Raw genomic sequence first — 12075 nt, forward strand, 5'->3', positions numbered from 1 at the left:
TTTCTTTTTAAGTTAGTTGACTACTAGAATTCCTATGTCTTTTTTGTCTGTTCCGGCTGCTTTTAGGGGCGATTTGTCTTTTGGCAGGAATTGCTTCATGTCTTGATAGCCTGGATTTTTGCTGATTATGTTTTCTGATACTGCATTTCCGGAGAGCTTGATTTCTCCTGAATTGTAGATTAGGGAGTTCTTGATGGTGTTGTTTTTTCCGTTAAGGCGCAGCGAGTTGGTTATTTTTGAATTGTCGTAGAACACGCTGTTTTGGATTTTTACGTTTACGATTCCTTTGTTTTGGACTACTAGGTCTTTTTCTGTGGTACCGATTCTTGAGAATACGCAATGGTCGATGACTAGGTTGCCTCCAATCGTGGATTCGTCGTTGCCGCCTCTGTAGTAGTGCAATGTCCATTGGGAGAAGTCGGAGAAGACTGTATTTTCAAGGATTACGTTTTCGGCATTGTATTTTCCGGTATCGTCTTTTTCTGAGGAAAGGTTGATGCCGCGGAAATTGTTTCTGAGTATCGAGTTGCTGATTTTGATTGTATCGGCAAAGGTTCCTTTTGAGGCTTTAAAAACGGAACCGCCTTCGGCATTGGTGAAATCTGATATCACAGATTTATTGATGAAAACGCTGTACGAACCCGGCGTGTCGTCTTTTGGCGAAACAATGGCGTATTTTACGGCTTGTGTTTCTTTGGCGGTAAGGGTTGCTTTTTCGATGGATAATCTGGCTCCTGATTCTACCCTGAACAGGTAGTTGGACATTTTTTCGGCATTGGGGTTAAAGCTGATGGTGGTCTTGGCAGCGTCTTCGCCCTGGATGGTGATATTGTCTGTGATGATGATCGAGCGGTCTAAGAGGTAGGTTCCGGCGGCCAAGATGAATTTGGTTTTTCCTTTGGCTTTTTTTACTGCTTTTTCGAGCGTGCCTATTCCGGGCTCTACGTTGATGGTTTCTTCTTGTATGGCTACTTTAGGTGCTTTCGGGTTCCAAGAGGTTCCGGTCTTGTTGGCGATTACTTTTTGGAAAATGGAGCAATCGATATTGTTTTTTTCGCTTGGTACAAAAATGGCTCCTTCTTTTTTCCACGTTAGTTTTTTTGGCGTGAAGCCTTCTAGCTTTTTGGTGTTTTTGCTATCGAGCGTATTGTTTTTGAAGGTGATGCCTTTCATATCGTCAAAGAAAGCAACGGTTTCTGCGTCGGTGTCGTTGTAGATGATATTGTCTGAAATCACGGAGGTTATGGGTGCTAGGGAACGTTCTTCGTCTTTCCCTGCTCCTAGCTGGAACGGACTGCAGTTGTAAAAGATGTTGTTGGTAACGGTAGCATTTTTTACTTGGTTGTAGCGGTTGAGCGGACTGTTCGGCACGCCGTTCATGATGACTAGGGAGCCTCTGAAATCTTGTCCTGTCAATCCGTAGAAATAGTTGTTTTTTACGGTATGTCCTTCATTGATGACGCGAACGCCGCCTGTATAGGGTTGGTTGTTGCCTAAAAAGACATTGTTTTCTACGAGGCAGTTGTTTCCGTGACGGAAGACCATCGAGCCTTGGGATTCTAAAAACAGGTTGTTCCTAAAGGTATTGTTGCAGGATTTGTTGGATATGATTTCTACTTCTCCATTGCATTTTTCAAACTTGTTCCATTCAACGATTGTATTGGATTGAAACATGGAGTTGTGGCTGGTTCCGATTCGGATGGTTTCTCCTCCGTTGGCTCCTAATGGCGGGCGCTCTCCAAAATAGTTATGGTCGATCCTGTGTTGGTTCTGGTGGTTTTCTTCGCCTTTGAGCCAGACTACGAGCGTACAGCCGTCGTTGTTTTTTCCGGCTACGTAGTTGTTGTCAAAGCGGTTGTTTTTGCCCCATAATTCGACCCAGTGGTTGGATTCGGCTTTGGTTTCTGGGTTGTAATCGGTAATGGCGCAATTGGTCACTCTTGAATTGGTCGCGACTTTGTCTTTGCTCATAAAAGAGATTACGAATTTGCTATAGCCGTCTTTGAACCAGAGTCCTTTTGCTACTAGATAGTCTCCGGAAACTTTTAGGGAGGAATTGCCGGAAAGGATTACTTTTCCTGCTGTTTCGGCTTCTAAAAAGATGGAGTCTTTTGAGGCTCCTTTTGCGTTGAAATCGATAGCGGTATCTTTCCAGGTTCCGTTCGACATGATGATACGGTCGCCTGGCTTTACTTTGGAAATGGCTTCGTTCAGCTCGGCAATGGTGCCTACTTTTATTTCGACAGCGTTTGCGCTTGCTGCGGCTAGCAGAAAGGTACAGAGTGCTGTTATGGAATATTTTATGTTCTTCATTGTCTTAACGAATTAGTAGCCTGTGTTTTGTGCGATCGTCGGATTCAGGTCGATTTCGTATTGTGGAATCGGCAATAGGATCTGATAGTGCTGCAGCGGGCCTGTATTCAGGGATGGGTGTGCTGGATCGTTGTATTGGAATTCTGTAGCGAAGTGCTGCGACATTACGATTTCTGCTCTTCCGGTTCTTACTAAGTCAAACCAGCGGTGGTTTTCGAAAGCGAATTCGAATCTTCTTTCGTTTTCTAGGGCTAATTTGAAATTGAAATAGGTGGAAACATTGGCTAGCGAAAGGGCAGCGCTGCTTCCTAATGAGCGTGTTCTTACTTCGTTTAGGTATCCAAGGGCTTCGGCATTCGGGCCGCTTTGTTCGTTAATGGCTTCGGCCATCAGCAATAGGGCATCGGCATAGCGCAAGATGACCCAGTCGCTTCCGCCATCGTCAACTCTTGTAAAGGTGGAATTGTATTTGGTGACGTGCCTGTCGCTTCTTACTGAGTTGTTGAAGCCAATCCAGGTATCAGCCATAGATGCTGCTTTTCTGGGATCTCCTACGGCATAGGAGGTTGACATGTTTTCTGTAGGGACGTTTAATCCGTCTCCGTTTCCGAATACTACGTAGTTGTCGCTTTGCAGGGGTGCGAAAAAGTTAGGGTGCGGCGAGCCTAATCCGACACTTCCGGATTGGTAACGTACGGCAAAAAGGATTTCGCTGTTGTATTCGTTAGCGATATCGAACACGGATGCATAGGTAGGCTGCAGGTTGAAATTGCCTGCAATTACTTCGGCTAGTACGATCCTGGCTTCGGTAAGGTTGGCATCGCCTCCGGCTGTAATCAATGCTTTTCCTAAAAGTGTTTTAGCGGCATCTGCTGCTACTCTGCCTAGATTGGCTCCTCCTTGGGAAACTGGGAGTTTTTCGGAAGCAAGGCGAAGGTCGTTTAGGATGAATTGGTAGACTTCGCTTTGCGGACTTCTGTCCATTTTTTTGGCTTCGCTGCCTGAAACTGGTTTTTCGATAATAAAGACGCCTCCCCAAAGACGGACAAGATTAAAATAGGCGTGTGCTCTTAGGAATCTGGCTTCGCCTTCGTATTGGTCACGTGTTACAGGGTTTGTTACTACGTCAAGATTCTGCATCACGATATTGGCCAAGTTGATGGTCCTGTAGCAGGCTTTCCAGTATTCTTGTACGTAAATGTTCTGCGAGCCTTGCACGAAACGGTCTACTTCTCGAATGGCCAAGTCTTTGGTTTCGGTAGAGTTCGGATTCATGTAGGTATTGTCGGAACGGATTTCTGTCAGCAGCCATTCTCTGTTCTGCATGCCGTATAGGCTGTTGTAGATGGAGATTACTGCCAGATTCACTTCTTGCGGCGTGCTGTAAAACTCGTCTACTCCTATTTCTGAAATGGGCTGCAGGTCAAGTGTTTCGTCACAGCTTGCGAAGATAAAAGCCGTGCCGAGGAGCGCGATTTTTAAATTTTTGAGTGAAAATTTATATAGTTTCATAGCTGTTATTTTTTAGAAATTAATGTCGATACCAAAAGAGATTGTTCTTTGTACAGGGAAAGCGCCTCGCTGATAGCCTGAAATCAACGGCGAGCTGTAGATGCCGCTGGTCGTGATTCCTTCTGGGTTTAATCCCCAGAAATCGGATGCTCTTATGTACAGCAGGTTTTCTCCTGAGAGGTAGAATCTTGCTTTTTTCAATCCTAGTTTGCTGATGAAGGCATCGGGAGCCGAAAAGCCTATGGTCACGGTTCTTAATGACATATAGGAAGCGTCTTGGATCAGGTAGTCTGTATTTTGCCAAGCTCTACCGTTGTTTTCGCGTGGTTTTGTGGCTGGAACGCCTTCGCTAAACCATCTGCCTTCTACGAAATCTTTGTAGAGGTAGCGCATTTCGTTATAGTATCCGTCGCCGAAGAACACTTCGCCTCCAACAGAGCCTTGTACTAAGAAATTCAGGTCGAAATTTTTATAGGTAAAGGCGTTGTAAAAGCCCCAAGTGAAATCTGGGAAAGGGCTTCCGAGCGTAGTCCTGTCGCTGGCGTTGATGATTCCGTCGCCGTTGATATCGGCTACTCTGATTCCTCCAACAGCGTCATCGGCCGAGTGTGGATTGTTCGCTAATTCTTCGGCATTTTGCCAAACGCCAATCATTTTGTATCCGTAAAATTGTACGGCTTCTTGTCCTACTTTGGCAATGTATTCTTCGTTTCTTTCGCCTTGGCTGATGAATTGTGCTTCGCCACCTAGGGAAATGAGTTTGTTTTGATTGGCCGCAATATTGAAAGCTGGTTTCCAGCTAAAGTCTTTGCCTCGGATGTTTCCGGAAACTTCGAGTTCGATTCCTTTGTTCTGGATTTTTCCGATGTTGTTGAAATATTGGGAATGTCCGGTGATGTAAGAGACATTTTGCTGCAATAGTAGTTTGTCTGTAATAGAGTAATAGTAATCTAATGACAGGTTTAATCGGTTATCGAAAAAGCTGATATCGGTTCCTGAATCGTATTCTAAGGTCTGCTCCCAGCCGATTCCAGGGTTTCCTAATACGTCGCCCGTTTCTCCTAATCCAGAGGTAACGCTTCCTCCGCCTTCGCCTAAGGAATAGTTGGACGGGTATAGCAGGTTGGTGAACGAGTAGTTTGCGATGTTGTTGTTTCCGGTCACACCAACGCTGGTACGCAGCTTAAATTTGTTGATGAACTGGATGTTTTCTTTCCAGAAGTTTTCTTCGCTTACGTTCCACCCGATTGAGGCAGAAGGGAAAATTCCGTATTTGTTTTCTGGTCCGAATAATGAGGAACCGTCGGCACGCGCAGCAAGCGAGATCAGGTATTTGTCTTTGTAGGCGTAATTTACTCTGGCTAGGAACGACAGCAATCCAATTTGTTCTTTTCTGGTAAAGGTTTCGTTGGCATCGATAATGTTTGCTCCGTTTAGGGTTTCGATATAGTCGGAAGGGAATTGGGTTCCGTAGATTCCGGTTCCTTTGATGTTTGTTTTTTGGTAGGTCATCCCTCCTAGCGCGTCAACGCTGTGGTTGTCGCCTTTCCATTTGTAGTTCAGCGTATTTTCTGTAAGGATGTCTGTTTTTAGGGTACTGTCGTCTTCGCCTATGGCTTGTCCGGTTTGGTCTGCCAATGAGTTTCGGAAGCGCTCGTAGTTGGAATATTCTGTATTAACACCGCCAGAAGTCTTAAATGTCAAGCGTTTTGTGATTTTATATTCTAAGGCAAAATTGGCCAGCATTCTGTAATCGTGGATGAATCTTGTTTCGTTTTCCATCCTTGAAATCGGGCTATTGTTGTTGGTTCCCCAAAGTGACGTGGTGAAGTTTTGAGGCTGTCCGTTTTCGTCTATATAATCGAAATTTACATTGTTGAAATGTCTTCCTTGTGCGTAATCGCCAACTGGATAGCCAGTAAGAGCGGAGGTATAATCGTTGTGACGCACGGGCATAAAGCCAAGCGAACGTGTCAAGTCTGAATATGAAATTGTTGATCTTCTTCTTTTGCTGTAGGATGGTCGAAGGTTGAAATCTAAAGAAAGCTTGTCGCTTAGTTTTGTTCTTACACGGCTTTGGAAATTGATACGTTTTAGGAAGTTGTCTTTCATCAAGCCTTCGTCTTCTATATATTGTCCGGAAACATAATAGTTTGCGGTCTTTCCGCCGCCCGAAACGTTCAATTGGTAATTCTTGATTGTGGCAAAATTTCGGGTTCCTTCGTCTTGCCAATCGGTTCCGCCGTTGGAGTTGTTTGCGACTTGGCGCATTCCTTTTTCGCGGGCTGTATAGGCAATGGTGCTTGGTACTCTGTTTTCGATTCCGGCCAGGTAGTTTTCGTGAAGCTGGCGCTCGTTACGCAGCATGTCGGTATAGCTATAGGTATCGTACATGTCGATTTTGTCGTATACTGATTTTACGCCGAAAAAGGACTTGAATTCGTATAGTGTTTTGGATTCTGAGCCTGATTTGGTGGTAACGATGATAACACCGTTGGCTCCACGGGAACCGTAGATGGCTGTAGAACTGGCATCTTTCAAGACTTCAATGGATTCGATGGTACTTGGATTGATGAACTCTAGTCCGTTTTGTACTGGAAATCCGTCAACAACTACTAATGGGTCGCTGCTGGCGCTGATAGAGCCCATACCGCGAATCCTGATTTGCGGCGCTTCACCGACTTCGGAGGTGATGTTCTGAATCTGAAGACCTGCGATTCGTCCTTGCAATGCCTTATCGACTCTGGAAACTGTATTTTCGTCTAGATTTGTGTTTTCTAATTTTGATACGGAACCGGTGATTGAAGATTTTTTCTGGGTACCGTAACCGACTACGACTACTTCGTCTAGGCTTTTGCTTTCATCTTCTAGCGAAACAGTAATGTCTTTCTGGCCGTTTACGAGCACCACTCTTGTGGTCATTCCGATAAAGGAAATTTGTAGCGAGCTGTTTTCTTTTACTTCGATTGAAAACTCGCCTTCGTTGTCGGCAATTACGGTGTTTTTTGTGCCTAAAATGGTGATAGAAGCACCCGGTAGCGTGGTATTATCTTTGGCCGCAACGACTTGTCCAGTCAACATATAGGTTTCCTGTGCCGTAATCAGGCCTGTCAGCATCAAGGCCGAGAATAAGAAAAATGTTTTTAATTTCATAAAAATTTATAGCTTACAATTCTGTAACATTAAGATATAGCGCATCCTGACCGGCTATTTGCCGATAATGCTTTTTAGTTCGTAAAATCTGAAAATCAGATGCTGAATCTTGACTTAAATGTGCAGTAATAATCCACTTCCCCAAGCGATGCAACTTTACACAATGTCATAACCGTCTTTTTTTCCTTACCGGAAATTTAAAAGATACTTTCGTTCAAATTCATCAAAGTATCTGTCTTGTTGCAGTATTCATACAACGTCTTGAAATGAAACTGCAGTTCGCGTTTGGCCTTTTCAGGATTTTTTTCTTTTATGGCTTCATATATTTGCTGGTGTTCGATAATATTGTCTCCCGTCATGGATTTGGTACAGACATGGTATTTTTCAAAGTTGGCAATGATTTCTGGCGTGATGATCAGCATCAGGGTATTTAGTACTGGGTTGCCGCTGGCTTCGGAAATTTTAAGGTGGAACATCAGGTCTTCTTCTACGGCATCTTCATTGCTTTCTACTTTTGCTTTGTAGGCCAACAATGCTTCTTCTATATTTTCGAGATGTTGTTCTGTCCTTCTTTCTGCTGCAAGGGCTACTACCTGCATTTCGAGCATGATCCTGCTTTCTACAAGCGATTTGAAATCGGGCTTTTTGAGCTGCAGGATATCGGTTATCATGCCGCTTAGGGCAGGAACGCCAAGGTTTGCTACAAAGGTTCCGCTTTGTGGAAGGGTCTTGAGCAATCCGTAAAACTCTAGCTTTTGGATAACCTCTCTAACGTTTCCTCTGCTAACGCCAAATTCTTCGGATAGTTTTCTCTCTGACGGCAGCCTGTCGCCGGGCTTTAGCTTCTGTGAGGTAATCAAATCCTTTAATTTTTTAATGATTTCTTCTTCTTCGGAAGATTTAAATCCATTTAAACCAAACTCTTGCATTTTAGAATAATAAATTGGTTGACCAAATATACGCATTTTTTTAAATTACCAAATAAGCAGGTATTTTTTATGTATAATAAAATTTTAAGTTTATTTTAATAATAATAATTCAATGAAAAAGTTAAAACAAATCGTTTAAATTTGAATTCTATCAGCTTTTAACACTGCAAACTAAAACGTTTTCGACAAAACACTAGCGTATTTTACCTCATAAATTTCGAGACGCTGACGAATTATTAACGAGACGTTCACACTACAAATCATTAAAATGATTATTTTTGTAGTCATAAAGGTACTATTTATACTGCATTCAGAAGAGTAAAACCATTTTTCACTTCCCACAAGCGATGCAACTTTACGCAATGGATGTAAAATATACCAAAAACAAGGAGTCTGTCGTCTGATAGTGCTCCTTTTTTATTTGCCTTGCCTTTCTTTAATTATTCTTCATTTAAATTTAAGAAGAACTATCTACAATTATTTACTTATTTAATTATAGAGATGGCAATTATTATTCGTTAAATTTAAACAAATCGCAAATTATTTTTTGGTCAACCAATTTTAATTCTATACTTTAGCCACACTTATTTATTCCTTTCGTATATGAAACGCATACTTTCCCTCCTATTTATAGCTATCAGTACTACTCTTTCTGCTAAAGCTACACTGCCGAAATTCTTTTCTGACCATATGGTGCTGCAGCGGGATGCTCCTATAACGATTTATGGCTGGGCAGCTCCTGGTAAAACTGTAAAGGTCAGTTTCAAGAACCAAAATCTTGAAAGCAAAACCAATGCTAATGGTGAATGGAGTCTTACTTTTCCGGCGCAAGCCGCAGGCGGACCTTTTGAAATGGTAGTTTCTGAAGACAATAAATTAACTTTTAAGGATGTATATATAGGTGATGTGTGGTTCTGCTCCGGACAGTCTAACATGGGTTGGAAACTGGAAGATGCCCTAAACGGGAAAGAAGAGCTTTCTAATGCATCGCATGAAAAGATTAAATTGCTACAAGTGTCGAGAACGATGGCCGGAATACCGCAAAAAGATATTGAAAAGGGACAATGGGAAACGAGCTCTCCAGAAAGTGCCGAAGGTTTTTCTGCCGTGGCTTATTTTTTCGGAAGGGAATTGTTCCAAAAATACAATGTGCCGATCGGCCTGATCAATTCGTCTTGGGGCGGTACCAATATTGAGGCTTGGATGAGCGAAGACTTGATGGGAAAGCATACGGCTGCCCAAAAAGTAATTGCCGAGATGAAAGGCATCAACTTTCAAGAGGTCATGAAGAGTTATAAAAAGGAATTCACGGCTTGGGAGAAAAAAGCAGACGAACTGGATTTGGGCACAAAAGAAAAATGGCAAAATAAAGATTACAATACGTCGTCCTGGAAAACGATAACCTTGCCTGTGTATTGGAGCAAAGCGAAAGTTACGCCTAACGATGGCATCATCTGGGTAACACGAAATTTCGAGCTGACGGCAAAAGACTTGGCCAAAGACGAGCTGACCTTAGCTATCGGACGCGTCGATAATGAAGACATTACGTATATCAACGGCATAAAAGTGGGCGAAAGCACACAGAAGGATTTGGATCGTTTTTATAAAGTTCCGAAAAGCGTGCTGGTTGCAGGGAAAAACGTGATTACTATCCGCGTAAAAAACACAGGCGATATTGGCGGTTTCCGTGGCGATGCACAATCGTTATACCTTGAAACGGCATCACAGCGACTTTCTTTGGCTGGGGAATGGAAATATGAGGCTGGCACAAAAGATATCGAAGAAGTTCCCGTAAGACAGCATCCGACAAAATATCCGACGTCTTTGTATAATGGAATGGTCGCTCCTTTTTTTGGCCTAAAAATCAAGGGAATCATCTGGTATCAAGCTGAAGCGAATTCTAAGAACGCGAAAGAATACGCCGGAATGTTTAAGGATATGATTACGGACTGGAGAAAGAAATGGAATGCAGACTATCCTTTTATATATGCACAGCTTCCTAATTATGCCAACCAAAACAACCGCTGGATTACATTGCGTGAATCACAAAGCAAGGCGCTGGAATTGAAGAATACCGGAATGGCCGTATTGATTGATGTAGGCGAAGATGATAACATCCACCCTATCCACAAGCAGGTTGTTGGCAAACGCATGGCGCTGATTGCTTCAAACGTAGCGTATGGCGAGAAGGATGTTCCGGCATCGGCTCCTGTTTTTGACAGTTTTAAGATTGACGGAAATTCAGTTACCGTCACTTTCAAAAACGGAACTTTTGCGCCTGAAACGGCAAAGGCCAGCATCAATGGCTTTATGGTTGCGGGAAGCGACAAAAAATTCTATCCTGCAAATGCTTATTTACAAAGCGACATGAAAACCATAAAGCTTAGCAGCGATAAGGTTTCGTCTCCAAAAGATATCCGCTATTTGTGGGAAGACGCTCCTGGAAAAATCATGCTTTATAATAAAGAAGGACTGGCAACGCCCCCTTTTAGAACCGATAGTTTTTAATTAGTTGATTTAGTTTAGTTATTTTTATTTCGCAAAAGATAGCTTACAGGAGAAATCTTGTAAGCTATTTTTATTTTAGAGAAAACCTTTTGTCGCGTTAATGAAATAAGGCGAATCGTTCCATTGGATCTTACGATAGCTGAAGTCTTTCTTCAAGGTTTCTGGAAGGCAGTCCCAAATGCTCTTACTCATTTTTTCGAGCAGCAGTTTTTTAGAAAAGGTATCCGAAACGACCAAGCTGATTTCGCGTATGGGCTTTGGTTCTTTGAATGGCTTGAATAGTTGCTTTTCTTTTTCATTCAATATGGAAAGTTCGGGTATGATGGCAAAGCCTAACTGTGCCCTTACTAGGTTTTTTAGCGTTTCAATAGAACTAATATCATACGAAAATTGTTCGCTGATCTTCCTGTCTTCTTTAAGACCACAGATATCGAGAAGCTGTGCATTATAGCAGTATTCATTTTGCAACAACAACAATTCTGGCTTGTCGCTGGCTTGCAGTTCGTAAAAATCCTCATTAGCCATAGGATGGTTTTCATTCAGATAAGCTACAAACGGTTCGTTGAAGACATGGTGTTCTTTTAAATTTGGATTTCCAGTCGGACTGGCCATTAATGCAACATCTAGAGCGCCTGTTTCGATATCGTGCATGAGATGGCCTGTAGAGGCTTCCTTGATGACAAATTGCATCTTTGGCGCCGCTTCTTTCATGGACTTTATGAATAGCGGAATTAGATAAGGCGAAAGCGTAGAAATGACTCCTAATTTGATTTCTCCTTCAAGTATGTTTTTTTCATTGACAACAAAATCTCTGATTTCATTTACTTCTCTAAGTATTTTTTTCGCTCTCGAAATAATCTTGGCGCCTAAAACGGTCGGCGTCAACGGAACTTTTGTACGGTCAAAAATCTTGATTCCTATTTCTTCTTCCAGATTTTTTAATTGTATTGTAAGTCCTGGCTGGGTTACCATACAGACTTCTGCTGCCCTAGCAAAATGGCGCTCCTCGTCTAAGGCTACGATGTATTTTAATTGCTGAATTGTCATACATTATAATTTTATTTTATAAAGGTAAAAAATTATCAATTTGATTTATAACTAAACCCGCAATAAATTTGTCCTATCAAAAATCAACAACTAATAAATAAACAATTTAAAATCAAACATTATGAAATTTACAAGAAAAGCAAACGCACAATGGCAAGGTACAGGAATGGAAGGAAAAGGAACTATCAGTACACAAAGCACCACTTTAGACAAGGCACAATTATCTTTTAAAACGCGATTCGCAGAAGGTGTTGGAACCAACCCTGAAGAATTAATCGCAGCAGCACATTCTGGTTGCTTCACTATGCAATTGAGCTTCTTGTTAAGCGAACTAAACTATGTACCGACTGACTTAAGCACAGAAGCCGTACTTACTTTTGAAGACGGAACAATTACCAAAATCCATTTGGAGCTAAAAGGTGATGTTCCTGGAATCACCAACGAAGAATTCCAAAACACAGCCTTAAAAGCCAAACAAATCTGTCCGGTATCAAAAGTATTAAATGCCGAAATCACCTTGACAGCTACGCTGGCATAATCAAAAAGTTATTTTTCTAAACAAAAAAACCGTGCCTTAACAGCACGGTTTTTTAATTTTAAAACTATTTTAGAA

7 protein-coding genes are annotated in these 12075 nt (G+C 42.1%); 2 read left to right on the top strand and 5 right to left on the bottom strand.

Translation table 11 applies throughout. The features are described from left to right. Positions 1–12 precede the first annotated feature (12 nt). The 4 genes from GGR22_RS12515 to GGR22_RS12530 all read right to left on the bottom strand — a co-directional run bounded on the left by GGR22_RS12515 (position 13) and on the right by GGR22_RS12530 (position 7907). On the bottom strand, positions 13–2313 hold the full coding sequence (locus GGR22_RS12515) for a polysaccharide lyase 6 family protein (RefSeq protein ID WP_182493942.1): 2301 nt from the start codon (positions 2311–2313) through the stop codon (positions 13–15). Between the two features lie 12 nt (positions 2314–2325). Then, on the bottom strand, positions 2326–3825 hold the full coding sequence (locus GGR22_RS12520) for a RagB/SusD family nutrient uptake outer membrane protein (protein ID WP_182493943.1): 1500 nt from the start codon (positions 3823–3825) through the stop codon (positions 2326–2328). Positions 3826–3837: 12 nt separating this feature from the next. Next, entirely contained in the window at positions 3838–6978 is a 3141-nt protein-coding gene (locus GGR22_RS12525; protein ID WP_182493944.1) for a SusC/RagA family TonB-linked outer membrane protein, read from the bottom strand. Between the two features lie 197 nt (positions 6979–7175). Next, entirely contained in the window at positions 7176–7907 is a 732-nt protein-coding gene (locus tag GGR22_RS12530; RefSeq protein ID WP_121377385.1) for a FadR/GntR family transcriptional regulator, read from the bottom strand. A gap of 603 nt (positions 7908–8510) precedes the next feature. Here GGR22_RS12530 and GGR22_RS12535 point away from each other — a divergent pair. After that, entirely contained in the window at positions 8511–10415 is a 1905-nt protein-coding gene (locus GGR22_RS12535) for a sialate O-acetylesterase (protein WP_182493945.1), read from the top strand. Between the two features lie 75 nt (positions 10416–10490). On the opposite strand, the gene GGR22_RS12540 is transcribed toward GGR22_RS12535, so the two are convergent. Then, positions 10491–11462 (bottom strand): hydrogen peroxide-inducible genes activator, encoded by a 972-nt coding sequence (locus GGR22_RS12540; protein WP_182493946.1) that lies wholly within the window; start codon positions 11460–11462, stop codon positions 10491–10493. Positions 11463–11583: 121 nt separating this feature from the next. On the opposite strand from GGR22_RS12540, the gene GGR22_RS12545 reads away from it, so the two are divergent. Continuing rightward, positions 11584–12000, top strand: a complete 417-nt coding sequence (locus GGR22_RS12545) for an OsmC family protein (protein ID WP_182493947.1) — start codon at positions 11584–11586, stop codon at positions 11998–12000. The last annotated feature ends 75 nt before the right edge of the window (positions 12001–12075 follow it).

Origin of the sequence: Flavobacterium gossypii (assembly GCF_014138495.1) — a bacterium.
In the GTDB taxonomy this organism is placed as follows: Bacteria; Bacteroidota; Bacteroidia; order Flavobacteriales; family Flavobacteriaceae; genus Flavobacterium; species Flavobacterium endophyticum.

Bases quoted from the DNA above. Each gene is read 5' to 3' on its own strand.
- GGR22_RS12515 (WP_182493942.1), bottom strand. From the start codon at position 2,313: ATGAAGAACATAAAATATTCCATAACAGCACTCTGTACCTTTCTGCTA.
- GGR22_RS12520 (WP_182493943.1), bottom strand. From the start codon at position 3,825: ATGAAACTATATAAATTTTCACTCAAAAATTTAAAAATCGCGCTCCTC.
- GGR22_RS12525 (WP_182493944.1), bottom strand. From the start codon at position 6,978: ATGAAATTAAAAACATTTTTCTTATTCTCGGCCTTGATGCTGACAGGC.
- GGR22_RS12530 (WP_121377385.1), bottom strand. From the start codon at position 7,907: ATGCAAGAGTTTGGTTTAAATGGATTTAAATCTTCCGAAGAAGAAGAA.
- GGR22_RS12535 (WP_182493945.1), top strand. From the start codon at position 8,511: ATGAAACGCATACTTTCCCTCCTATTTATAGCTATCAGTACTACTCTT.
- GGR22_RS12540 (WP_182493946.1), bottom strand. From the start codon at position 11,462: ATGACAATTCAGCAATTAAAATACATCGTAGCCTTAGACGAGGAGCGC.
- GGR22_RS12545 (WP_182493947.1), top strand. From the start codon at position 11,584: ATGAAATTTACAAGAAAAGCAAACGCACAATGGCAAGGTACAGGAATG.